This is a genomic window from Actinotalea subterranea (assembly GCF_008364845.1).
In the GTDB taxonomy this organism is placed as follows: domain Bacteria; phylum Actinomycetota; class Actinomycetes; order Actinomycetales; family Cellulomonadaceae; genus Actinotalea; species Actinotalea subterranea.
Genome location: NZ_VTTP01000005.1, coordinates 188,635 through 210,932, shown reverse-complemented (window position 1 = coordinate 210,932; position 22,298 = coordinate 188,635). Strand labels below are relative to the sequence as shown.

Annotated in this window: 28 protein-coding genes and 1 tRNA gene; 17 read left to right on the top strand and 12 right to left on the bottom strand. The window is 74.5% G+C overall.

What is annotated here, in order from left to right; all coding sequences use genetic code 11:
* Nucleotides 1–265 precede the first annotated feature (265 nt).
* Complete coding sequence (locus FZ988_RS11200) at nt 266–1,456, top strand: hypothetical protein (RefSeq protein WP_149204100.1); 1,191 nt, start codon at nt 266–268, stop codon at nt 1,454–1,456.
* A gap of 106 nt (nt 1,457–1,562) precedes the next feature.
* Here FZ988_RS11200 and FZ988_RS11195 read toward each other — a convergent pair.
* The 3 genes from FZ988_RS11195 to FZ988_RS11185 all read right to left on the bottom strand — a co-directional run bounded on the left by FZ988_RS11195 (nt 1,563) and on the right by FZ988_RS11185 (nt 5,015).
* Nucleotides 1,563–1,636 (bottom strand) — tRNA-Pro (locus tag FZ988_RS11195).
* Between the two features lie 45 nt (nt 1,637–1,681).
* Nucleotides 1,682–2,608 (bottom strand): metallophosphoesterase, encoded by a 927-nt coding sequence (locus FZ988_RS11190; protein WP_246169443.1) that lies wholly within the window; start codon nt 2,606–2,608, stop codon nt 1,682–1,684.
* Nucleotides 2,609–2,612: 4 nt separating this feature from the next.
* On the bottom strand, nt 2,613–5,015 hold the full coding sequence (locus tag FZ988_RS11185; RefSeq protein WP_246169442.1) for a penicillin-binding protein: 2,403 nt from the start codon (nt 5,013–5,015) through the stop codon (nt 2,613–2,615).
* Between the two features lie 161 nt (nt 5,016–5,176).
* Here FZ988_RS11185 and FZ988_RS19210 point away from each other — a divergent pair, with 161 nt between their 5' ends.
* Genes FZ988_RS19210 through FZ988_RS11170 form a run of 3 tightly spaced genes read left to right on the top strand, consistent with a single transcriptional unit; the run spans nt 5,177 to nt 6,201 of the window.
* The gene (locus tag FZ988_RS19210; RefSeq protein ID WP_149204098.1) at nt 5,177–5,545 is read left to right on the top strand and encodes a WhiB family transcriptional regulator; all 369 of its coding nucleotides are present in this window, start codon (nt 5,177–5,179) and stop codon (nt 5,543–5,545) included.
* Nucleotides 5,546–5,554: 9 nt separating this feature from the next.
* On the top strand, nt 5,555–5,725 hold the full coding sequence (gene sp36, locus FZ988_RS11175; RefSeq protein ID WP_149204097.1) for a Sp36 family protein: 171 nt from the start codon (nt 5,555–5,557) through the stop codon (nt 5,723–5,725).
* The gene (locus FZ988_RS11170; protein WP_149204096.1) at nt 5,722–6,201 is read left to right on the top strand and encodes a RidA family protein; all 480 of its coding nucleotides are present in this window, start codon (nt 5,722–5,724) and stop codon (nt 6,199–6,201) included. Before sp36 ends, FZ988_RS11170 begins: the two co-directional genes overlap by 4 nt.
* A gap of 97 nt (nt 6,202–6,298) precedes the next feature.
* On the opposite strand, the gene FZ988_RS11165 is transcribed toward FZ988_RS11170, so the two are convergent.
* Complete coding sequence (locus tag FZ988_RS11165) at nt 6,299–6,976, bottom strand: Crp/Fnr family transcriptional regulator (protein WP_149204095.1); 678 nt, start codon at nt 6,974–6,976, stop codon at nt 6,299–6,301.
* Nucleotides 6,977–7,091: 115 nt separating this feature from the next.
* Nucleotides 7,092–7,511, bottom strand: a complete 420-nt coding sequence (locus tag FZ988_RS18550) for a hypothetical protein (RefSeq protein WP_188079075.1) — start codon at nt 7,509–7,511, stop codon at nt 7,092–7,094.
* Between the two features lie 186 nt (nt 7,512–7,697).
* On the opposite strand from FZ988_RS18550, the gene nth reads away from it, so the two are divergent.
* Nucleotides 7,698–8,408 carry an endonuclease III gene (gene nth, locus FZ988_RS11155; RefSeq protein WP_149204094.1) on the top strand — a complete coding sequence of 237 codons (711 nt, stop codon included), beginning with the start codon at nt 7,698–7,700 and terminating at the stop codon, nt 8,406–8,408.
* On the opposite strand, the gene FZ988_RS11150 is transcribed toward nth, so the two are convergent.
* Together FZ988_RS11150 and FZ988_RS11145 are read right to left on the bottom strand one after the other, a co-directional pair.
* Nucleotides 8,397–9,311, bottom strand: coding sequence for an alpha/beta fold hydrolase (locus FZ988_RS11150; RefSeq protein ID WP_149204093.1), 915 nt, complete (start codon nt 9,309–9,311; stop codon nt 8,397–8,399). The two genes, nth and FZ988_RS11150, sit on opposite strands and share 12 nt — an antisense overlap.
* Before the next feature lie 19 nt (nt 9,312–9,330).
* Nucleotides 9,331–10,134 carry a response regulator transcription factor gene (locus FZ988_RS11145; protein WP_149204092.1) on the bottom strand — a complete coding sequence of 268 codons (804 nt, stop codon included), beginning with the start codon at nt 10,132–10,134 and terminating at the stop codon, nt 9,331–9,333.
* A gap of 143 nt (nt 10,135–10,277) precedes the next feature.
* On the opposite strand from FZ988_RS11145, the gene FZ988_RS11140 reads away from it, so the two are divergent.
* A complete protein-coding gene (locus FZ988_RS11140; protein WP_149204091.1) occupies nt 10,278–11,012 on the top strand; it encodes a hypothetical protein in 735 nt (244 codons plus the stop codon).
* Nucleotides 11,013–11,077: 65 nt separating this feature from the next.
* On the opposite strand, the gene FZ988_RS11135 is transcribed toward FZ988_RS11140, so the two are convergent.
* On the bottom strand, nt 11,078–11,458 hold the full coding sequence (locus FZ988_RS11135) for a DsrE family protein (RefSeq protein WP_149204090.1): 381 nt from the start codon (nt 11,456–11,458) through the stop codon (nt 11,078–11,080).
* Nucleotides 11,459–11,606: 148 nt separating this feature from the next.
* Between FZ988_RS11135 and FZ988_RS11130 the strand changes: the two genes are divergently transcribed.
* From FZ988_RS11130 to FZ988_RS11090, 9 genes are all read left to right on the top strand, one after another.
* Complete coding sequence (locus FZ988_RS11130) at nt 11,607–12,143, top strand: heme-binding beta-barrel domain-containing protein (protein ID WP_149204089.1); 537 nt, start codon at nt 11,607–11,609, stop codon at nt 12,141–12,143.
* A complete protein-coding gene (gene ygfZ, locus FZ988_RS11125) occupies nt 12,140–13,246 on the top strand; it encodes a CAF17-like 4Fe-4S cluster assembly/insertion protein YgfZ (protein WP_149204088.1) in 1,107 nt (368 codons plus the stop codon). Before FZ988_RS11130 ends, ygfZ begins: the two co-directional genes overlap by 4 nt.
* Complete coding sequence (locus tag FZ988_RS11120) at nt 13,243–14,325, top strand: FUSC family protein (protein WP_149204087.1); 1,083 nt, start codon at nt 13,243–13,245, stop codon at nt 14,323–14,325. Before ygfZ ends, FZ988_RS11120 begins: the two co-directional genes overlap by 4 nt.
* Nucleotides 14,326–14,386: 61 nt before the next feature.
* Nucleotides 14,387–14,725 carry a DUF2516 family protein gene (locus FZ988_RS11115; RefSeq protein WP_149204167.1) on the top strand — a complete coding sequence of 113 codons (339 nt, stop codon included), beginning with the start codon at nt 14,387–14,389 and terminating at the stop codon, nt 14,723–14,725.
* Complete coding sequence (locus tag FZ988_RS11110; protein WP_246169441.1) at nt 14,722–15,768, top strand: asparaginase; 1,047 nt, start codon at nt 14,722–14,724, stop codon at nt 15,766–15,768. Before FZ988_RS11115 ends, FZ988_RS11110 begins: the two co-directional genes overlap by 4 nt.
* Complete coding sequence (dtd, locus tag FZ988_RS11105; RefSeq protein ID WP_149204086.1) at nt 15,765–16,190, top strand: D-aminoacyl-tRNA deacylase; 426 nt, start codon at nt 15,765–15,767, stop codon at nt 16,188–16,190. Before FZ988_RS11110 ends, dtd begins: the two co-directional genes overlap by 4 nt.
* Nucleotides 16,191–16,411: 221 nt before the next feature.
* Nucleotides 16,412–17,332: an ABC transporter ATP-binding protein gene (locus FZ988_RS11100; RefSeq protein WP_223145111.1), complete on the top strand. Its 921-nt coding sequence runs from the start codon at nt 16,412–16,414 to the stop codon at nt 17,330–17,332.
* A complete protein-coding gene (locus FZ988_RS11095) occupies nt 17,329–18,183 on the top strand; it encodes an ABC transporter permease (RefSeq protein WP_149204085.1) in 855 nt (284 codons plus the stop codon). Before FZ988_RS11100 ends, FZ988_RS11095 begins: the two co-directional genes overlap by 4 nt.
* Nucleotides 18,176–18,421: a helix-turn-helix transcriptional regulator gene (locus FZ988_RS11090; RefSeq protein WP_149204084.1), complete on the top strand. Its 246-nt coding sequence runs from the start codon at nt 18,176–18,178 to the stop codon at nt 18,419–18,421. The genes FZ988_RS11095 and FZ988_RS11090 overlap by 8 nt, the downstream gene beginning before the upstream one ends.
* Nucleotides 18,422–18,505: 84 nt before the next feature.
* Here FZ988_RS11090 and FZ988_RS11085 read toward each other — a convergent pair whose 3' ends face one another.
* Nucleotides 18,506–19,363: an aldo/keto reductase gene (locus FZ988_RS11085; protein ID WP_149204083.1), complete on the bottom strand. Its 858-nt coding sequence runs from the start codon at nt 19,361–19,363 to the stop codon at nt 18,506–18,508.
* Nucleotides 19,364–19,539: 176 nt separating this feature from the next.
* Between FZ988_RS11085 and FZ988_RS11080 the strand changes: the two genes are divergently transcribed.
* Complete coding sequence (locus FZ988_RS11080; protein ID WP_149204082.1) at nt 19,540–20,097, top strand: O-acetyl-ADP-ribose deacetylase; 558 nt, start codon at nt 19,540–19,542, stop codon at nt 20,095–20,097.
* Nucleotides 20,075–20,401, top strand: coding sequence for a cupin domain-containing protein (locus FZ988_RS11075; RefSeq protein ID WP_149204081.1), 327 nt, complete (start codon nt 20,075–20,077; stop codon nt 20,399–20,401). Before FZ988_RS11080 ends, FZ988_RS11075 begins: the two co-directional genes overlap by 23 nt.
* Before the next feature lie 9 nt (nt 20,402–20,410).
* Here the strand turns inward: FZ988_RS11075 and FZ988_RS11070 are convergent, their stop codons facing one another.
* The 3 genes from FZ988_RS11070 to FZ988_RS11060 form a co-directional block, all read right to left on the bottom strand.
* Nucleotides 20,411–21,382 (bottom strand): Cof-type HAD-IIB family hydrolase, encoded by a 972-nt coding sequence (locus FZ988_RS11070; RefSeq protein ID WP_246169440.1) that lies wholly within the window; start codon nt 21,380–21,382, stop codon nt 20,411–20,413.
* Between the two features lie 97 nt (nt 21,383–21,479).
* Complete coding sequence (locus FZ988_RS11065) at nt 21,480–21,869, bottom strand: VOC family protein (protein ID WP_149204163.1); 390 nt, start codon at nt 21,867–21,869, stop codon at nt 21,480–21,482.
* A 90-nt stretch (nt 21,870–21,959) separates the two neighbouring features.
* Nucleotides 21,960–22,247 (bottom strand): ArsR/SmtB family transcription factor, encoded by a 288-nt coding sequence (locus tag FZ988_RS11060; protein WP_149204080.1) that lies wholly within the window; start codon nt 22,245–22,247, stop codon nt 21,960–21,962.
* Nucleotides 22,248–22,298: the final 51 nt, after the last annotated feature.

The window sequence follows — 22,298 nt, the reverse complement described above, 5'->3', positions numbered from 1 at the left end:
CCGGACGTGCTCCTCGCACGCCTCCGGGGTGCACCGCCGTCGTCCGGCGCGGGCCCGTGGCTCCGGGGCGCGGCCGTGCCTCCGTGGCGCACAGGGACCTCCGTGGCGCACCGGCACCTCCGGGCGCACAGTCGTCGTCGGTGCGCGACGATCGTGACGACGCACTGACGGCACCATCGACGCACTGACGGCACCACCGGCGCCCACCCGTCGGCGCGCGCGGGACGATGTCGGGCACGGAACCGGACGGACCACGGGAGGCGTGATGACGGGCCTGCTCGGGATCGCGCTCGACCTCTACGGCCTGACGCCCGACCAGTTCACGAGTGCCCGGAAGGACCAGGCCAAGGCGGCCCGAGAGGGCGGGGACCGCGTGCTCGCGACGGCCGTCGGCGCGCTCCGCCGACCGTCGACCGCGGCGTGGGTCGTGAACACCCTCCTGCGTGAGCGGCCCGGCGACGTGGGCCGGCTCCTCGAGCTGGGCAGCCACCTCCTCGCCGCCCAGGCGAGCGTCTCGCGCGACGAGCTCCGCAGCCTGAACCGCCGGCAGCACGAGGAGATGCGCCAGGTTGTGGGCGCGGCTGGCGCGCTCGCGGCTGAGCGGGGCGTGCGGTTCACCCGGCGGGTCGCGGAGCAGGTCGAGGGGACGCTGCGTGCCGCGATGAGCGACCCCGACGCCGCCGCGGCCGTCCTCACGGGTCTGCTCGTGCGCGACCTGCGCAGCACCGGCCTCGAGCCGGTCGACGTGGCGGGCGCGTGCGCTCTCGACGACGCGCCCCCGCTGCCCGGGGCGCCCGCGAGGCCGACCCCGATGCGGGTCGTCCCCGACCCACCCGAGGAGTCCGCGCCGGCGACTGCGCCGGGACCGGCTGCGCGGGGCCGTGGACGCACGGGGCGAGAGCCGAGCAGCCGCAACCGTGTCGTCGTGACGCCCGGGCCCGCCCGGGCGAAGGCGGCGGCTCGACGGGACGAGGACGCGGCGCGGACGGCGGGGGCCCAGCAGGGGCACGCGGCGCGGACGCCGGGGCCCCGGCAGGAGGTCGCCGCGAAGGAGGCGGCGGCGCGGCGGCACGCGACTGCGGCGCAGGAGGCGACGGCACGGCGTGCGGCCGACGAGCGGGAGGAGGCGGCGCGGCGTCGGTCGGCCGCCGCTCGCGAGGACCTCGAGGTCGCCCAGGAGCAGGAGGCACGGGCCGTCGCCGGGGAGGCCGACGCCGACGGGCGTCTGGCGGAGGCGGCCGCGCGCGCCGACTCGCTCGCGTCGCGCGTGGACGAGACGACGGCGGAGGTCGAGCGCCTGACGGAGCTGCTCCGCACGCTCAAGCAGGAGGCCCGGACGGCCGCCGTCGAGCTGCGTCACGCGCGGGCGGCCCAGGCGCGTGCTGCGGATGTCGCAGCCGGCGCCCGTCGGCGAACCCGGGCGGCCCGCACCGCTGCGGAGCGTCTCGACACCTGACGCGTGCCCTCCGGGCGGCGCCCACGGCCTGCCGAGGGCGTCGGGGGCCGGCACGACAAAGGCCCCCGACCTGCGTCTCCGCTGGTCAGGGGCCCTTCTCTACCGGTCGGGGTGACAGGATTTGAACCTGCGCCCTCTTCGTCCCGAACGAAGCGCGCTACCAAGCTGCGCCACACCCCGGTGGAGCCTGACAAGGATAGCCCAGCCGCAGGGCCCCGGAGAAACTCAGCGACCCACGAGGGTCAGCAGCGTCGCCTCGGGCCGGCACGCGAAGCGCACCGGCGTGTAGGGGGAGGTGCCCAGCCCGGCGGACACGTGGAGCCAGGTCGAGTCCTCGCCACCCTCGGCGTCGGGACGTGGGCCGGGCCAGCCGTGCAGGCCCTTCGCCCGCCGGGTGTCCAGGTCGCAGTTGGTGACGAGCGCCCCCCAGCCGGGCACGCAGAGCTGACCACCGTGGGTGTGGCCGGCGAGCACCAGGCCCGCGCCATCGGCGTGCATCGCGTCGAGCACTCGCCGGTAGGGGGCGTGCGCGACCCCCAGGTGCAGGTCAGCGGGCGACCGGTGGCCGCGGGTCACGGGGAACCGGTCGAGGTCGAGGTGCGGGTCGTCGACGCCCACGAGGGACACGCGGCGGCCGTCGACCTCGACGGCGTCACGGCGGTTCGTCAGGTCCTTCCACCCGGCGCCGCGCAGGGCGTCCGCGAGCTCGTCGGCGGGCAGGCGCGGGTGGTCCTGGATGCCGTGGTGGCGCGCGTCGGGGGTGAGGTAGCGCGCGGGGTTCTTCGCGATGGGCGCGTAGTAGTCGTTGGAGCCCATGACGAAGGCACCGGGCCGGCTCAGGAGCGGCTCGAGCGCGTGCAGCAGCGAGGGCAGGGCGGCCAGGTGCGCCATGTTGTCCCCGGTGTCGACCACGAGGTGCGGCTCGAGGGCGGCGAGGGACCGCACCCAGGCGATCTTTCGGTGCTGGTACGGCGTGAGGTGCAGATCGGACAGGTGCAGCACCCGCAGCTCCGGTGCGCCGGGCTCGAGGACGGGCACGGTGTGCCGACGCAGCGTGTACCACTGGGCCTCGACCACGGCCCAGGCCAGGCCGGCGGCCGCCGTCGCGGCGAGGCCCCCGACCACGCGGCCCGTCGTCAGAGCGCTGCCCATCCGGTCAGTCGTCCCGTCCTCGGCCGTCGCCGTTGCCGGGGTTGCCGTCGTTGCCGCCCCCGGTCGGTGGCGCGGCGGGGTCGCGACCCTGGGACATCCGGATGGTGATGAGCGTGCCGCGCGTGACGCTGCTGCCGCTGCCGGGGTCGGTGCCCGCGACGGTCCCGGCCGGAGCGTCCGAGTACACGGCCGTGGGGTCGGTCCGCACGTTGAAGCCGGCGTTGCGCAGCGTCGTGCGCGCGGCGTCCTCGGACTTGCCGGCGACGTTGGGGACCGAGACGCGGACGCCCTCGATCTGCGTGGAGGCGGCCGCGGCGAAGTCGACAGACGGCATCCCCGCGCTCGCCTGGTTCATGAACCGGGACCAGGTGGGGGCCGCGAACGTCGCGCCGTAGGTGTAGCGGACCCTCTGGCCGTTGATCGTCATGTTCTGGACGGGGCGCATCCCGTCGGGGAAGCCGACCCACACGGCCGCGGCCATCTGCGCGGTGTAGCCGACGAACCAGGTGTGCTCGTTGCGGGACGTGGTGCCCGTCTTGCCGGCCGACGGGTGGTTGGCGACGTCCGGGACACCCTTGGCGGTACCGCTCCACACCCGGCTGAGCGCGTGGTTCATGGCTGCGGCGATCTCGGGCGTGATGGCCTGGCGGCAGTTGGCCGCGGGGACGGGCAGGGGGTTGCCGTCGCGGTCGAGGATGCTCGTGATCGCGATCGGCTCGCAGAAGGTGCCGCCCGACGCGAACGCGGCGAACGCGGCGGCCATGGTGAGCGGGGCCACCGAGTTGGAGCCGATGACGTTGGCCGGGATGGCGTCGAAGTTGCCCTCGCCGGCGAGACCGCCTGCCTTGTGGATGCCGAGCTCCGCGGCCCCGTTCATGATGTTGCACAGGTCGAGCTGCGTCGCCATGGACAGGTAGCCGTGGTTGACGGAGTTGCGGGTCGCGTCCTGCACCGTCATGTAGCCGGCGCCGCCCTCGGCGTTCCCGGGCTCCCAGGGCCGGCTGGGGAACTTGCTGCCGCAGGCCGTGAACATGTTCTCGTTGAGCTTGCGCTCGCTGCCGTTGACCGTCTCCGAGAGGCTGTGCCCCTGCTTGAACCACTCGAGGAGCGTGAACGGCTTGAAGGTCGAGCCGGGCGGGAACCCGGAGGCGCTGCCGTACTTGTTGTCGGTGTTGTAGTTGACGGCGGTCTCGCCGGGGGCGAGCCCGTCCTGGTTGGTGTTGTAGACCCGGTTCTGCGCCATCGCGAGCACCTTGCCGGTGCCGGGCTCGACCACGGACATCGCGGTCGCGACGCCCGACGGGTCCAGCACCGGGATGCTGTTCTTGACCTCGGTGTCGGCGATCTGCTGCTTCGCGACGTCCAGCGTCGTGGTCACGGTCAGGCCGCCGCGGTACAGCAGGCTGCCGCCGAGCTCCGGGTCCTGGGCGATGATCTTGGTGACGTAGTCGCAGAAGTACCCGGCGTTCGCGACGGCGTTGGCCTCCATGCAGCCGAGGCGGACCTGGCCGATCGCGAGGGTCGACTCGATCGGGGCTGCGATCCCGGCGTCGTACTCCTCCTGGGTGATGTACTTCTCGCGCAGCATGTCGGAGAGCACCTCGTTGCGGCGCGTCTGGGACGCCGCGGGGTCACGCTCGGGGTCCCACTTCGACGGGGCCTGGGTCACGCCCGCGATCGTCGCCGCCTGCAGGTAGTTGAGCTCCGACGCCGGGATGGAGAAGAAGTACTGCGAGGCGGCCTCGACGCCGTAGACCGACAGGCCGAACTGCGCGATGTTGAGGTAGGCGACGAGGATCTCGTCCTTGGTCATCCGCTCCTCGAGCGTGATGGCCGTCTTGGCCTCGCGCAGCTTGCGCGCGATGCCCTCGATGCCGTCGGCCTCCCGGGCCGCCTCGATCGCCGCGGCGCGCTCCTCCTCGGTCTCCGCCGTGAGCGCGGCCTGGATGAGCGCGTTCTTGACGTACTGCTGCGTGAGCGTGGACGCACCCTCGGTCTGGCCCTGCGTCAGGTTGCGCATGAGAGCGCGGCCCATGCCGGGCAGGTCGACGCCGCTGTGCTCGTAGAACCGGCGGTCCTCGGTCGCGATGACCGCGTTCTTCATGTTCTGGGAGATCTGGTCGGATCCCACGACGATGCGGTTCTGCTGGAAGAAGGTGGCGAGCAGCGTGCCGTCCGCGGCGAGGATCTGGGACTTCTCCGGCAGCACGACCTCCTCGAGCTCGGACGGGAGCTCGTCGAAGAGGCGGACCGACGTGTCCGTCACCGTGCCGGTGGCCGCCACGACCGGCATCACGAGGCCGGCGGAGAGGACTCCGCCCAGACCTGCGACGAGCAGGAAGGCGACCAGCAGGGACAGGGCCTGGATCGCATTGACCTGGCGGCCTTGACGGGAGCGTGCGGGCACGGACGACACCATGCTCCTCAGAGTACGGGAGGGTTCCCACGCGACAGGGCGAACGCTGTGGAGCGCTTGTGCAGACCTGCCGGGCTCGCCATACCCGAACGGCCTATCTGAGAGGTGGTCGTGGGGTCCTACGGTGGTGGGAGGCAGACGAGGGAGGGCCGGTGAAGGACGACCAGCACTGGACCGCGCACGGGGCCTGCACGAACGCCTCGCCCGACGACCTCTTCGTGGAGGGCGCAGCCCAGCGCGTGGCCCGTGGCGTGTGCAGCCGCTGCACGGTCCGGATGGAGTGCCTCATCGATGCGCTCGACAACCACGTCGGCTTCGGCGTGTGGGGCGGGATGACGGAGCGCGAGCGTCGTGCGCTGCTGCGCCGCTTCCCGGACGTCGTGTCGTGGCGCGAGGTCCTCGAGGCGCAGCCCGAGCTGGTGCCCTGGGCCGGCACCTACGGTCCCTACGCGCCGGCCCGCGGGGCGGTCGCCGCGGACGAGGCCGCCGCGGGTGAGCGGGAGCACGCGCACGGCCGGTAGCGTTCGGCCATGGCCACCACGTGGGAGTACGCAACCATTCCGCTCATCGTCCATGCCACCAAGGCGATCCTCGACCAGTGGGGCGCCGACGGCTGGGAGCTCGTGCAGGTCGTCCCCGGTCCGGACGGCACGGGCCTCGTGGCGTACCTGAAGCGTCCTCGCGAGGGGGCCGGCGCATGAGCGAGCCCGGGACCGTCGCGCACCGCCTCGCCGAGCTCGGCATCACGCTGCCGAGGGTCGCCGCACCCGTCGCGGCCTACGTGCCTGCGGTGCGCAGTGGAAACCACGTGTGGACCGCGGGCCAGCTCCCGTTCGTCGACGGCGTGCTGCCGGTCACGGGCAAGGTCGGCACGGCCGACGGGCTCGTGACGCCCGAGCAGGCGCGCGAGATGGCCCGCATCGCCGCGCTCAACGCCCTGGCGGCAGTGGGCGAGCTCGCCGGGAGCCTCGACCGCATCCGTCGGGTGGTCAAGGTCGTGGGCTTCGTCGCGAGCGACCCGTCCTTCACGGGCCAGCCGCAGGTCGTCAACGGTGCCAGCGAGCTGCTCGGCCAGGTGTTCGGCGAGGCCGGGGTCCACGCGCGCAGCGCCGTCGGGGTCACGGTCCTGCCGCTCGACGCACCGGTCGAGGTCGAGCTCGTCGTCGAGCTCCGCTGACGCCGTCGCAACGCTGACGCCGGTCGGCGCGTCGCGTTCCCGCGGCGCGCCGGCCTGAGCAGGGCGGCCTGAGCGCGCCGGTGTCAGCAGGCGGCTGTCAGCGGGCCCGGCGCTCCAGCCGGTCCATGTCGAGCAGCACGATCGCGCGCCCCTCGCGCCGCACCCAGCCGCGCGCCGCGAAGTCGGCGAGCGCCTTGTTGACCGTCTCGCGCGACGCGCCGACAAGCTGCGCGAGCTCCTCCTGCGTCAGGTCGTGCGCGACGCGCAGGCCGTCCTCGACGGGCTCGCCGAACCGGGTCGACAGGTCGAGCAGCGCCTTGGCGACACGGCCCGGGACGTCGGAGAACACGAGGTCGGCGAGCGCCTCGTTGGTGCGGCGCAGGCGGCGAGCGAGCGCCTCGAGGAGGTGCTTCGCTACCGCGGGGTACTCCTCGAGCCACTGGATCAGCTCGGCGTGGCTGAGCTCGTAGAGGGTCGCGTCGGCGACGGCCGTGGCGGTCGCGGTGCGGGGGCCCGGGTCGAAGAGCGAGAGCTCCCCGAACATCTCGGCCGGGCCGAGGATCGACAGCAGGTTCTCGCGCCCGTCGTTCGAGCGGCGGCCGAGCTTCACCTTGCCGGAGCCGATGACGTAGAGCCGGTCGCCCGGCTCGCCCTCGTGGAACACCGCGTGGCCGCGGGGGAGGGTGACCGGCTTCATCGAGGCGTAGAGGGCGCGTGCGGCCTCCGCGTCGATCGCCGCGAAGAGGGGCGCCGAGAGCACCACGTCGTCGTCCACGCCGTCCGTCCTCCGTGTGTCAGGTACCGCCGTGCCTCAGGTACCGCCGTGTGTCAGGCACCGTGCGTGCCCTGGGGGTGGGCGCACCCCATCATCCTGCCGCATGCAGGGTCGGTCAGCGACCGTCCGCGCGGTCGTCGCGCGGCGCGCGACCGGCGCCCGCGAGGTCGTCGACGAGGTCGTGGGTCGAGGCCTCGATCGCGGCGTCGAGCTCGGCGCCGTACGCGGCGAGCCGGCGGTCGAGCGCGCGCAGCCGCTCCATGAGCTCGACCTCGCCGGCCGTCGGTGGCAGGCACACGGCCTCGTTGAGCTCCTGGGGCGTCGGCAGGGCGAGCTGCGCCTCGGGGAGGAGCTCCCAGTGCATGGCGCCGAGGTCCTCCGGGGGCGCGAAGCCCGCGACCGCGAGGTCCAGGCGGGCCCGCAGCAGACGGCGCCAGTGCTGGAGCTGCGCGCGCTCGGCACGCAGCATGCGGTGCTCGCTGTGGCGGCGGCCCTCCGAGCCGCCCCAGAGGTCGGTCCCGTGCAGCACAGCCATGGCACCCACCTCTCAGTCCTCCACGTGTCCGGCGCTCCCTGGTACTTCCCGAAGATCGTCCCCGGCGGGACGGAACTTGAGCCTGGAACTGGCAGTTCACCCCATTGGGTGCCAGGCGTGGGACCGCTCCCGCGGCCGCGTGCGGCGACCCGCCGTCGTGTCAGGGCCCGTGCGTAGGCTGGGACCATGCCAGCGGAGACGCCCCTCGGTCGGACCCGCCGCGCGCGGCGCATCGACCGCCTGCTGGCCCAGCGGTACCCGGACGCGCGGTGCGAGCTCGACTTCCGCGCACCGCTCGAGCTGCTCGTCGCGACCATCCTGTCCGCGCAGACCACCGACGTGCGGGTCAACCTCGTCACGCCCGTGCTGTTCGCGCGCTACCCCGACGCGGAGGCGTACGCCGCGGCGGACAGGGCCGAGCTCGAGGAGCTCATCCGCTCGACGGGCTTCTTCCGGGCCAAGGCGACCTCGCTCATCGGGTTGGGCCGCGCGCTCGTCGAGCGGTTCGACGGCCAGGTGCCCCCGCGCCTGAGCGACCTGGTGACGCTGCCCGGCGTCGGGCGCAAGACGGCCAACGTGGTGCTGGGCAACGCGTTCGGGGTCCCCGGCCTGCCGGTCGACACCCACGTGGGCCGCGTCGCGCGGCGCCTGGGCCTCACCGAGCTCGAGGACCCCGTCAAGGTCGAGGCCGAGCTGTGCCTGCTGATCGAGAAGCGCGAGTGGACCATGTTCTCGCACCGCCTGATCTTCCACGGGCGGCGCACGTGCCACGCCAGGCGCCCGGCGTGCGGGGCGTGCCCCGTCGCGCGACTGTGCCCGTCGTACGGCATCGGGGAGACGGAGCCGACGGCAGCGGCCGCCCTGGTCAAGGCAGGGCCGGCCACCTCAGCGGACTGAGTCGAGCCACTCCAGCAGCAGCGCCGTCGTGCGCTCGGGCGCCTCCTCGGGAAGGAAGTGCCCGGCCCCCGGCACGAGCTCGAACCGGTAGGGCGCGCCCGTGCCGCCCCGCGCCACCGAAGCGGGGACGCACCTGTCGGCCGTGCCGTGCAGCTGGAGCACGGGGACCGTGATCGGCTCGCGCACCGCGGCGAGGTAGCGCTGGCCGTCGATGCGCGGGGTCGAGCGGACCATCCACCGCAGCGTCTCCATCGCGCTGTGCGCCGCGAAGGGGATGCGCGCGGCCATGCGGTACGTGGCGGCGACGTCGGCGGGCAACCACCCGGGCGCACCCCAGTCGTGCAGGACGCGCGTGGCCAGGTCGCCCCGGGTCATGCGGTGCTCGGGGAAGAACGGGAGCTGGAAGAAGGCGAGCCGGCGCGTCGCGCTGCGGCCGAGGACCCTGCTGAGCACGGCGCCGTTGCGCATCCGCACCGGGTGGGGCGCGGACAGCGCGGCGACGCCGCGGGCGACGCCCGGCTGGAGGCCGGGCATGGACCACGCGACCGCACCCCCGGTCCCGTGACCGACGACGAAGGCCTCCTGGGCGCCGAGCGACCGGATGACCCCGGCGACGTCGCGGGCGAGCGTCGGCACGTCGTACCCGTGCGGCGGCTTGTCTGAGGCGCCCGTCCCGCGCAGGTCCATGGCCGCGACCCGGTAGCCGGCCGCCGCGAGCGCGGGGATCTGGTGGCGCCAGGCCCACCACATCTCGGGGAAGCCGTGCAGGAGGACGACGAGCGGCGCGGTGCCACCGTCGTCACCGTCCGGGCCGGCCTCGGCGACGTGGAAACGGGCGGCGTTCGCCGCGACGAACAGATGACGCCACGGCCCGTCGAGCAGCACGGCGGACGAGTCGGTCACCGGTCGAACCTACCGTCCGTCAGCCGGCGAGTGAACGTCCCGGCGCCTCCGTGGTGGGCGGTGCCTCCTCGGCTGCGCCGACCTCGGCGTCGTCGGCGGCCGGCCGGCCGCGGTCCCCGCTCGCCTCGGCGACCTCGGCGGCACGGCGGTCGCGCGGCGGGTCGAACCGGTAGCCGACGTTGCGGACGGTCCCGATGAGCTGCTCGTGCTCGGGCCCGAGCTTCGCGCGCAGGCGCCGGACGTGCACGTCGACGGTGCGGGTGCCACCGAAGTAGTCGTAGCCCCACACCTCCTGGAGGAGCTGGGCACGGGTGAACACCCGGCCCGGGTGCTGCGCGAGGTACTTGAGGAGCTCGAACTCCTTGTAGGTCAGGTCGAGCGGACGGCCCCGCACGCGTGCCGTGTAGCCGCCCGCGTCGATGGTCAGGTCCCCAGAGGAGATCTCCTCGAGGTCGTCGTCCGGGTTGTCCGCGGCGAAGCGTTCGATGACGAGCCGCAGCCGGGCCTCGACCTCGGCGGGCGAGGCGTCCTCGAGCAGGATGTCGGACGCGCCCCACTCGCCGGTGACGACCGTGAGGCCGCCCTCGGTGAGGATGAGCACGAGCGGCACGGTGAGCCCCGTGGCGCGCAGGAGCCGGCACGTCGAACGGGCCGTCGCGAGGTCCCGACGCGCGTCGAGCAGGAGGACGTCCGAGTCGGGCGCGTCCAGCAGCGCCGAGGGCTCGACGGGCAGGACCCGGACCCGGTGCGCGAGCAGACCGAGTGCCGGCAGCACCTGGGCCGAACCGCCGGCCGAGGGTGTCAGCAGCAAGAGGTCTGCCATCGGTCGTGCCTCCTGGGTGACGAGGTGGCATCACCGTACCGCCGGGCCCGTGGGCACGGTGCCACGCATCGATCTGCGAGACTCTGGGGCGTGCTCGCCCACCTCCATGTCCTGGCCGCCGTCGTCGGCACCCGGGTGCGCTGATGGACGTCTCGACCCGCGCGGTGCTCACCGCGGTGCTCGCCGCGCTCGTCGCGGGCGCCGGCGTCATGGGCGAGGTCCCGCTCGTGATCGTGGCCGGGCTCCTCGCGGTGCTGCTGGCCGCAGGCTGGCCGGGCCTCCTCGACCTGCCCGCGCGCCTCGGCACGAGCGTCGTCGTCGCGCTGGGCGGCGCCGGCGCCGTGATCGCGGTGACCGCGACCCGGGGGACGCCGTTCCTGCGGGAGCTGCCCGTCGTCGTCGCCCTCGCGATCCTGCTGGCGTTCGTCAACGAGCTCGCGCGGCAGGACGGCCGGTTGCGCCTCGTGGAGTCGGTGACGGGCACGGTCACCGGTGTCCTCGTCGCGACCGCTGCGGCGGGCTGGGTCGCGGCCGTGCGCGCCCCGGGCGGCACCTCGCTCGTGGTCAGCGGCGCATTCGCGCTCGCCGTCGCGGCGGCGGTCTCGGCCGTGCCCCTCGGCGGCTGGACGGGCGCGACGGTCACGACTGTCGCCGCGGTCATCGCGGGAGGCGGTGCCAGTGCCGTCATGCCGCAGACGGAGGCGATCGCGGGCGCGTTCCTGGGGCTCGCGACGGGCATCCTCATCGCCGCGCTGCACGTGCTCTTCGACCGGCTGCCGACCCTGCGTCGCCGGTGGGCCGCGGGTGCGGCCATCGTGCTGCCCGTGTCCGTGAGCGGCATCCTCGTCTACGTCGTGGGCCGCGTCCTCATCGGCTGATCGGCTGGTCGGCTGGTCGGCTGGGCACGGCGGGGTCGGCGCCGCGCCGGTGCCGGTGGGCGGGATCAGTACACGAGGGCCTGCGCGCCGGGCGCCAGGACCTCCTCGGTGAACGCGGCGGCGCCCGCGACCCGGACCCCGTCGAGCAGGTCGTCCTGGGTGAGCCCCCGCCGCACCGCGCACTGCGTGCACAGCGTCACGCTGCCTTCGGCGAGGACGACGTCGAGCAGGTCCGCGAGCGGTGCGCCGTGCTCGACGAGCACCTCGGCGGCCCGGCCGGGCACGGCGAGCCAGGAGCCCTCACCGGCGAGCCACAGGGAGACGTGGGCACCGGCGGCGACAGCCGACGCCGCGACGTTGAGGGCCTGGTGGCAGGCCTCGGGCCGGTCGGCGCCCCACGTGCACTTGACGACGAGGGAGCGGGTGGGCGGCGGGGTCGTGGCCATGACGGGAGCCTAGGCGGGCCGCGCCGTAGGATCGCCTCATGGTCGCCCTGGAGATGTTCTTCATCGGACTGCTGGTAGCAGCGTCGCTCAGCATCGGCTGGTTCGCCTTCTACGTGGTCTACAAGCTCTACAAGGGTCAGCGCTGACCGTGGCGTTCACGCTGCCCGAGGGCCTGGCCCCGGAGGTCTACCCGCTCGCCTGGCTCGTGGGCCGCTGGCGCGGCGAGGGAGTCGTCGTCTACCCGAACGTGCCCGAGACGGCAGTGGTCCAGGAGGTCGTCGTCGACCACGACGGCGGCCCCTACCTCACGTGGACGAGCACGATGTGGCTCGCCCCGTCCGCCGGCACGCACGAGGAGGAGCCGCGCGTCTGGGCGCGGGAGTCCGGCTACTGGCGTGTCCCGGCCGACCGCCCCGAGGGGCTCCCGGCGGACCGGCACCCGGTCGACCTGCTCCTCGTGGACCCGGCCGGCCACCTGTCGCTGTACGCGGGCGCCGTGGGCAACGGCCGGATCGACCTCGTGAGCGACCTCGTCGCACGCACGCCCGACGCCGCCGAGGTGACGGCGGGCAAGCGCCTGTACGGCCTCGTGCAGGGTGAGCTGATGTGGACCTGGGACCTCGCGGCGTTCGGTGAGCCGCTGCAGTCCTACGCGTCGGCGCGCCTGAGCCGGGTCGACGCGTGAGGAGCCCGCTGCTGGGGCGTCACGGCGCCGTCGAGGGCACGGGGCCCGACGCCGGTGTCGCGTGGCACTACGGGGACCCGACGGCCGAGCAGCGCGCGCTCGCGGCGGGCGGCGCCGTCGTGGACCTGTCGGCCACGGGCGTCGTGACGGTCACGGGCCCGGACCGGCTCACCTGGCTGCACTCGATCACCTCGCAGGAGCTGTCCACGCTGGCCCCCCGCACGTCCACGGAGACGCTCGTGCTGAGCCCGCACGGGCACGTCGAGCACGCCGCGGGTGTGGTCGACGACGGCACGACGACGTGGCTGCTCACCGAGACGGCTCCGGCACTCGCGGCGTGGCTCGACTCGATGCGCTTCATGCTCCGGGTCGAGGTCGCCGACGTCACCGCCGACTGGGCGGTGATCGGCGAGCCCGTCGACGCCGAGGGCCGCGAGGGCGAGCCCGTGACGTGGCGGGACCCGTGGCCCCGCACGCTCGAGGGCGGCACGCGCTACGGGCCGGCCGACGAGGAGCACCCAGGGCTCGAGCGCCCGTGGCGCCTGGTGGTCGTGCCCCGCGCGGGCCTGGCCGACGCCGTCGCCGAACGTGAGCAGGCGGGCTGGCGGCTCGCTGGGACGTGGGCGAGCGAGGCGGCCCGCGTCGCGGCGTGGCGGCCGAGGGCGGCGAGGGACGTCGACCACCGCACCATCCCGCACGAGCTCGACTGGCTGCGCACCGCCGTGCACCTGAACAAGGGCTGCTACCGCGGCCAGGAGACGATCGCCCGGGTGCACAACCTCGGCCGTCCGCCGCGCCGGGTCGTCATGCTCCACCTGGACGGCTCGGGCCACCTCCTGCCCGAGCCGGGCGCCGAGGTGAGCCTCGCCGGGCGCGCCGTCGGGGCCGTGACGAGCGTCGCGCGGCACCACGAGCTCGGCCCCGTCGCGCTCGCGCTCGTCAAGCGCAACCTGGACACGTCCGCGGAGCTGCTCGTGGCCTGCGACGGGGGTGACGTGGCGGCGTCGCAGGAGGTCGTCGTCCCGGGCGAAGGCGTCTCGGTCGACCGCCCGGCACCGCGCCCGCCCGTCGCCCGAGGCCTGGGGCCGCGGATCGTGCCGTGAGGTCGGCCCGCGTCGTCGCGCGCTCCCGCCTGCGTCAGGGCTGGGCGCGCGTGCGTCGCGCACTGGTGCCGGTGCTCCTCGCGAGCCTCGCCGCCGGGATCGCCTGGGCGATCGCGCACAACGGCCTCGGCCACGCGAACCCGTTCTTCGCCCCCGTCTCCGCGTGGGTCGCGCTCGGCTTCAGCGCGGACCGGCAGCCGCGGCGCGTCGCCGAGCTCGCGATCGGGGTCGCGCTGGGCGTGCTCCTGGGGGACCTCCTGGTCCACGTGATCGGCACGGGTGCGCTCCAGATCGCCGTGGTGCTGGTCGTGGCCGCGCTCGTCGCGCGCTTCCTCGACCGGGGGACGCTGCTGACGACGCAGGCGGGCGTGCAGGCGATCGTCATCGTCGCGCTGCCCGCGGCCCAGGCGGGATCGCCGCTCGGGCGCTGGACGGACGCCGCCGTCGGCGGTGGCGTGGCGCTGCTCGTCGCGGCGCTCTCGCCGCAGGACCCGCGGCGTCGGATCCGGTCGCTCGCCGAGGAGGGGCTCACGGAGGTCGCCGACGTGCTGCGGTTCCTCTCCCGGGGCCTCGTGGGCTCGTCGGAGGAGGACGTCGACGAGGCGCTCGTGCGGGGCCGTGCCTCGCAGCCCGTGCTCGACCAGTGGCGCTCGACCGCGGCGAGCGCCCGCGAGGCCGCGCGGGTGTCCCCGCAGTTCAGGCGTCACCGGGGCGAGCTCCAGGGGCTCGAGTCGGCCGCGGTGCACGTGGACCGCGCGATGCGCAACGCGCGCGTCCTCGTGCGACGCTCCCGGGTCGTCGTGCGCGAGGGGCACGACGTCGAGGCGCTCGCGGGCCTGCTCGACGAGCTCGTCGTGGCCGCCGAGGAGCTCGGCGTGGCGTTCGCCGCGGGTACTGAGCCGGTGCGTGCGCGCGAGCGGCTCATGGCGGCCGCCGCGGGCGCGGACCCGTGGCGCGTCGCACCGTCGGACTGGCACGTCCAGGGTCTCGTGCTCATGCTGCGGTCGCTCGTCGTGGACCTCCTCGAGGCCTCGGGCGTGGACCCGGCGCAGGCGCGGTCGGGGCTCCCCGAGATGTGACGTGGCGGGCCCGCACCGGGCCTGCGCGCGCGGCACGCTCTAGGCTCGCTCCGTGTTCCTCATGACCGCCCAGGCCCTCGTGTTCTTCGCGCTGTACCTCCTCGTGCTGGTGTTCTCCGTCGTCGCGCTCGTGGACGCGGCCCGGCGGCCCGCGCAGGCCTTCCCGGCCGCGGGCAAGCGGACCAAGAACTTCTGGCTCGCGGTGCTCGGGGTCGCGACGGCCGTCGCGTTCGTCGCGGTGCCGTGGCCGGTGGGCATCGGCGAGCTGCAGTTCCTCGCGCTGGGCAGCGCGGTCGCCGCGATCGTGTACCTCGTCGACGTGAAGCCTGCCGTGACCCCCTACTCCGGCGGGCGTGGCGGGCGTCCGGGCAGGGGCGGTCCGCCGCGGGGCGGCTGGTGACCGCCGGGGCCGGCGTCGTGAGCCTCCCGAGCCCTGCGGCCCTGCTCGCCCAGGTGGTGCGCGGGGACCTCGTCGAGTCCGAGCACCTGGGGCACCTCGTGGTGCTCGGTCCGGACGGTGAGCTGCGCCTCGCCGTGGGTGACCCGGACGCGACGATCTGGCCACGGTCCTCGCTCAAGCCCGTGCAGGCGGTCGCGATGCTCCGCGCCGGTCTGTCGCTGGACGACGCCGGTCTGTCGCTCGCGTGCGCGAGCCACTCCGGGACACCGGCGCACCTCGACGTCGTACGCCGCGTCCTGGCGGCGGCGGGGCTGACGGAGCGGGACCTGCAGAACACGCCGGACCTGCCGCTCGACGCCGGTGCGGCCCACGCGTGGCGCGTCGCGGGCCGCGGCCCCGAGCCCGTCACGCAGAACTGCTCGGGCAAGCACGCGGCGATGCTCGCCACCTGCGTGGCGGCCGGGTGGGACCCGACGACGTACCGCGACCCGGACCACCCCCTCCAGCGGCTCGTCCGGCAGACCGTCGCCGACCTCACGGGTGAGCCCGTCCACCACGTGACCGTCGACGGCTGCGGCGCGCCGCTCCTGTCGACCACGGTGCGCGGCCTCGCCCGCGCCTTCGGCCGCGTCGCCCGGACCGACGGTGCCGCAGCGGGCCCGGACGCCGGGCACCTGCGTGCCGTCGCCCGAGCCATGAGCGCGCACCCGGAGCTCGTCGGCGGGCCGGAGCGGGACGTCACACGCTTCATGCAGGCCGCGCCCGGCCTGGTCGCGAAGGACGGGGCCGAGGGCGTGTACGCGGCGGGCCTGCCCGACGGGACGGCTCTCGCGTTCAAGGTGGCCGACGGCGGCGCGCGTCCCCGCCCGGCCGTCATGGCGGCGGCCCTCGGGGTCGCCCTCGACGTCAGCGCCCGTGCGTCGGGCCGCGTCGCCGACCGCGACGTGCTCGCGGCGGTGCGCGAGGTCGGCCGCACGCCCGTGCTCGGCCACGGCGAGCCCGTCGGCGAGGTCCGCGCGGTGCTCGCGACGGCGGAGCCGTGAGGGCCGTCGTCCAGCGCGTGACGCGCGCGTCGGTCACCGTCGCCGGCGAGGTCATCGGCCGCATCGACGAGCCGGGGCTGGTGGCTCTCGTGGGCGTCACGCACGACGACGGGCCCGCGCAGGCGGAGCTGATCGCACGCAAGATCTCGGAGCTGCGCATCCTGCGCGACGAGCAGTCGGCGCTCGACGCCGGGGCCCCGGTCCTCGTCGTCAGCCAGTTCACGCTCTACGCCGACACCCGCAAGGGCCGGCGGCCCACGTGGAACGCCGCAGCTCCGCGCCCGGTCGCCGAGCCCCGGGTCGAGGCCGTCGTCGCGGCGCTGCGCGAGCGGGGCCACCGGGTCGAGACGGGGGTGTTCGGCGCGGACATGGCGGTCGAGCTCGTCAACGACGGCCCGGTGACGATCCTGCTCGAGGCCTGACCGCGCGTCGCCGGCCGTGCCCGTGCGGGGCCGACGTGCGGACGCTGCGGCGGGTCGACGCCGGTAGGACGCCTGAGGCGCGCGGCCGCCCGGACCCCGAGCGCGCGCCGCCCGCGAGGCGCGTCGCCCTACGATCCTCGGCGTCTCCCGCGCCATGGTCTTGACACTATGAGATGTAGTAGATGTACTACATCTTGTCGACGCGGCCAACGGGAGGACCCATGGGCGACGCAGTCATCACGGTGCGCGACCTGCGCATGCGGTACGGCACGAACGACGTCCTCGACGGCGTGGACTTCGAGGTGCTGCGCGGCGAGGTCGTCACGCTCCTCGGGCCCAACGGCGCGGGCAAGACGACCACGATCGAGATCCTCGAGGGGTTCCGCGACCGGTCCGGCGGCGAGGTGCAGGTGCTCGGCGTGGACCCGGTCAGCGCGCCCGAGCAGTGGCGGGCCGGCGTCGGCATCGTCCTGCAGAGCTGGCGCGACCACGGCAAGTGGCGGGTGCGGGACCTGCTCGCGCACCTCGGCGCCTACTACGAGCCCTACGGCACCCCGAGCCGCCCGCGCCCACGCCAGGTCGACGAGCTGCTCGCGACCGTCGGGCTCGCCGAGGCGGCCGACCAGCGCGTCTCCCGGCTCTCCGGCGGCCAGCGGCGCAGGCTCGACGTCGCCATCGGCATCGTCGGGCGGCCCGAGGTCCTGTTCCTCGACGAGCCGACCGCGGGCTTCGACCCCGAGGCGCGCCGCGAGTTCCACGACATCGTCCACGCGCTCGTCGACCTCGAGGACACGACGATCGTGCTCACCACGCACGACCTGGACGAGGCCGAGAAGCTCGCCGACCGCATCCTGATCCTGGCGGACGGGCGCATCGTGGCCGACGGCAGCGCGGCAGCCCTCGCCCGTGCGGCGTCGGGCAAGGCGCAGGTCACGTGGAGCGTCGGCGGCCAGCAGTACGTGCACGCGGCCGACGACGCCACCGCGTACGTCCGCAGCCTGTTCGCCCAGTACGGCGACGAGCTCACCGACCTCGAGGTCCGCCGCACCACGCTCGAGGACACCTACATGGCGCTGGTCCACCGCACCGAGCACGGTGCCGCGCGGACCCGCAGCGCGGCCGAGACGGAGGGAGTGCGATGAACGCGCGCAGCCACGCGATCCGGGTGGGCCTGCGCCGGGGCTGGACGGAGTTCCTGATCAGCCTGCGCAACCCCGAGGACCTCGCCTTCTACCTGATGTGGGGCGGCGGCACCGTGGCCTACCTGCTCCTGAACCGCAACGTCGTCGTCGAGGGCACCGGGCTGGCCTTCCCGACCGTGGCGCTCCCCGGGCTCATCGCCGCGATGACGGTGTTCGGGGCCACCGTGGGCCCGGCCTTCTCCCTCGTCATCGAGCGTGAGGACGGGACGCTCCTGCGCGCCAAGGCCGCACCCCACGGGATGAGCGGCTACGTCGCCGGTCAGGTGGTGCTCCAGGTCCTCGGCGTGGTGCCCATGCTCGCGGTGCTCCTGCTGCCGTGCGCGCTCGTGCTCGACGGCGTCATGTACCAGGGCGCCTTCGGGTGGTTCATGCTCGTCGTCCTCATCCTGCTGGGCTTCACCGCGAGCATGCCGATCGGCCTGATCATCGGGTCGCTCGCCCGCAAGCCCTCGCACGTCTCGACGTGGGGCATGTTCCCCGTCATCGGGCTGACGCTCTTCTCCGGGATCTTCGGACCCGTGACGAACCACCCCGGCTGGGTCCAGGGCGTCGTGCAGGTGTTCCCGACGTACTGGCTCGGCACGGCCATGCGGTGGGCGTTCCTGCCCGACGGCGCCAAGGCGATCGAGCTCGGCGGGACGTGGCACACGCCCATGGCCGTCGTGGTGCTCCTCGCGTGGAGCGTGGTCGGCCTGCTCCTCGCGCCCCGCGTGCTCCGTAGGATGGCCCGCCGGGAGTCGGGCTCGGCGGTCGAGGCCCGCCGGCAGGAACGGATGCAGCGGCTTGGCTGAGCGGAGCGGGACCCCGGCGGAGCCGGTCCACAACAGGATCGCCGTGCTGCGCACCGAGCGGGGCATCTCCCGCCGGCAGCTCGCGGACGCACTCGAGGTGCACTACCAGACCATCGGGTACCTCGAACGGGGCGAGTACAGCCCGAGCCTCTACCTCGCGCTGCGGATCGCCGAGTACTTCGAGGTGCCGCTCGAGGTCGTGTTCTCGCTGCGGCCCTTCCCCCGCATCGGGAGCTGACGCCCGCGCGGCACGGTGTACCGAGCGGGTGACGTGCCGAGCGGGGAGGAGGCGCCGAGCGGGGCCCGGCGCCTCCTCGCGCCCTCACGCCTCGAGGCGGGCGATCTCCTCGGGGGTCAGGTCGAGCTCGGCGGCGAGCGCGGAGTCGCGGATGCTCTCGGGCCGGCTCGAGCCCGGGATCGGGACGACGACGGGCGCCTTGGCGAGCTCCCAGGCGAGGCACACCTGCTGCGGGCTCACGCCGCGCTCCCGCGCGATCTCGGCGAACGCCGTGTGGCTCGAGCCCAGGTCGCCGGCCCTGCTGATGCCGCCGAGCGGGCTCCACGGCAGGAACGCGATGCCGAGCTCCGCGCACACCTCGAGCTCGGGCTCGCTGCTGCGGAACGACGGCGAGAACTGGTTCTGCACCGACACGAGGCGGCCGCCGAGGATCTCCTGGGCGAGGCGGATCTGCTCGGGGTCGGCGTTCGAGATTCCGGCCATGAGGATCTTGCCCTCGTCGAGGAGGTCCCGGACGGCGCCCAAGGACTCCTCGTACGGGATCGCCGGGTCGGGCCGGTGGAACTGGTAGAGCCCGATGGCCTCGACGTCGAGCCGCTGGAGCGACGCCTCGCACGCCTTCTTCAGGTAGGCGGCGTCACCCTGCACGTACCAGCTGCCGTCGCCGGGCCTGCGGTGCCCGCCCTTGGTCGCCACGAGGACGTCGTCCGGCCCGGCGCCGGCGAGGCGCAGCGCCTTGGCGATGAGCAGCTCGTTGTGCCCGACGTCGGTCGGGTCCAGGTGGTAGGAGTCGGCGGTGTCGATGAGGGTCACACCCGCGTCGAGCGCGGCGTGGATGGTCGCGATCGACCGTGCCTGGTCGGGACGGCCCTCGATGGACATCGGCATGCCGCCGAGCCCGATCGCGCTGACGGTGCGGTCGCCGATCTGACGTTGACGCATGGTGAACTCCTTCGGTCGGAACGTTCCGATCCCAGCCTAGGACCGCACGCCTCGCGGCGCTGGCCGACCCCGGGGCAGGATGGCGAGGCGGCCCGCCGTGCGGCGTGCGCGGGCGCGCAGCGGACCGGGCGCAGGGCGGGTCGGACGGGAGCGGACGGATGCGGGAGGGCGGGGCGATGAGGCTCGAGGCGGTTCCGGGTGACCTCACGCAGCAGCGCGTGGACGCGATCGTCAACGCGGCGAACTCGTCGCTGCTCGGCGGCGGTGGGGTGGACGGCGCGATCCACGCGGCCGCGGGCCCCGAGCTGCTGCGCGAGTGCAGCGAGCTGCGGCGCACCCGGCTGCCCGACGGCCTGCCGGTGGGCCAGGCCGTCGCGACGTCGGCCGGGCGTCTGCCCTGCCGGTGGGTGGTCCACACGGTGGGTCCCAACCGGCACGCGGGCGAGACGGACCCCGCGCTCCTGGCGTCATGCTTCACCCGCTCGCTGGACGTCGCGCAGGAGCTCGGAGCCGGCAGCGTCGCGTTCCCCGCCGTGAGCGCGGGCGTCTACGGGTGGGACGTGGACGTCGTCGCGCAGGTCGCGGTCGACGCCGTGCGGCGATGGGCGGCCGACCACCCGGACGCGGGCGTCGGCGTCGTGCGCTTGGTGCTCTTCGGCGACACGGCGCTGCGCGCTTTCCAGGCGGCGCTCGACGCGAGAGGCTCGGCCCATGGACGAGCCGACGATGCGTGACCTGCCCGACGTCGCCGCGATGGTCGCGGTGCAGGAGGAGTCGACCGTGTCACGCACGGTCCTCAAGGCGGAGGGCGTGCGCGTGGTCGTCTTCGCCTTCGACCAGGGGCAGGTGCTGACGGAGCACACGGCGGCGATGCCGGTGCTGCTCCAGGTCCTGGCCGGTCACCTGCGGATCACGGCCGACGGCCGGACCGTCGACCTGGTGCCCGGCGGCCTCGTGCACCTGCCCACGCGCATGGCGCACGCCGTGGACGCGGTCGAGGCGTCGACCCTCATGCTGACGATGCTCGACAACCGCTGACCGGCAGGCTCAGGGGAGCAGGTCGAGGAGCGCAGCGAGCGTGCGGGTAACGCCGCGCTCGCGGTTCGAGGGCGCGAGGTAGCGGGCCCTCGCGCGGACGTCGGGGTGGGCGTTGGCCATCGCGAACGAGAGGCCGGCGGCGTCGAGCATCTCGAGGTCGTTGAGGTGGTCGCCGAACGCGGCGGTGCGCTCGCGCGTGATGCCGAGCGCCTCCTGCACGCGGGTCAGCGCGACGCCCTTGTCCGTGCCGCTCGCCATGACGTCGACCCAGTGCTCGCCCGAGAGCACGACGGTGTGCGTCGCGGACAGCGGCGCCAGCTCCGGGTAGACGCTCTCGGCGACGGGCCCGACGTCGTGCACCGCGACCTTGAGCACGTCGTCGTCGACGGCGAGCAGGTCCGCGACCCGCTCGAGCCGGGCGTAGTAGCGCGCGACGCCGGTGAGGAACGCGTCGTCCTCCCGCTCGACGTAGGCGGAGCGTGTTCCTGACACGACGGCTCCGACGCGCTCGCCACCTGCGGCGAGCCGACGCACGGTCCGGACCGCGGCGTCGACCGCGGCGGGGGCGACGACGCTCGTGCTGACCGGCCGGCCGTGGTGCACCACGTGCGCGCCGTTCTCCGCGATGAGGACCATGCGCTGCGCGCGGTCGCCGAACATCGACTCGAGCGTGGCGAGCTGGCGGCCGCTCGCCGCGCAGAGGACCACGCCGCGGGCCTCGAGGGCGTCGGCGACGGCCCAGAAGCCCGGGTCCATGCGGTGGTCCTGGTCCAGGAGCGTGCCGTCCATGTCGAGCGCGACGAGCTGGAGCCCGGCGGCGAGGTCCTCAGCGCGCAGGTCGGCGACGGGGGCGTCCGGCCCGGCGGCATCCGGCCCGGCGGCATCCGGTCCGGCGGGCGGGTCCGCAGGTGCGGGCAGACCTGCGGCGGGGAGCGGGCCGGGCGCGGGCGTGGTGGGGCGGTCGGTTCTGCTCTGGGGCACGTGCCCAGTCTCCCGTGCCCGACGGTGCGCTCGGGCACGGGAGACCGTGCCCGTCCCCGGCGCCGCGCACGGTTCGGCGCGGCGCTGGGGACGCCGGTCAGCCGTCCATCGAGGCGATCTGGATGAGGTTGCCGCACGTGTCGTCGAGCACGGCCGTGGTGACAGGGCCCATCGTGGCGGGCTCCTGGGTGAAGCGGACCCCTGCGGCGGACAGGCGCTCGTACTCGGCGCGCGCGTCGTCCACCGCGAAGGATGTGAAGGGGATGCCGTCCTCCACGAGAGCCGCCTTGTAGGTGGTCGCGGCGGGGTGCCCCTCGGGCTCGAGCAGGAGCTGGATGCCGTCGGGGTCGGCGGCGGAGACCACCGTCAGCCAGCGGTGCTCGCCCATGGGGACGTCCTCCTTGGGGAGGAAGCCCAGGACCCCGGTGTAGAAGTCGAATGCCCTCTGCTGGTCGTCGACGACGACGCTGGTCAGGTTGATGCGCAGCACGGGTGCTCCTCGGGTTCGCGGTTCGTGGGTCGTTCTTCGTGGGTCGTGCAGGCGGTCGGGAGGTTCGGCCGGCCGGCGGACGGTCCGTCAGGGGCGTCCGGGGCCGGGCGGTGGCCACCGCTCGGCGATGGCGCCGAGCGGTGCGGTGTCGACGTGGTGGAGCTTGTAGCGCCCCTCGCGGCGCACGGTCACGAGGCCCGCGGCCTCGAGCACGTCGAGGTGCTGGGACACGGCCTGCCGCGACGAGCTCAGGCCGTGCTTCATGGCGAGGCGGGTGCAGATCTCGAAGAGGGACTGCCCGTCGCGGTCGACGAGCTCGTCGAGGATCGCCCTCCGGGTCGGGTCGGCGATCGCCTTGAACACGTCGTCCGCCACGTCGCGAGCATAGGCAAGTACGCGCTTGCCTATCAAGCCCTGGACGGGAAC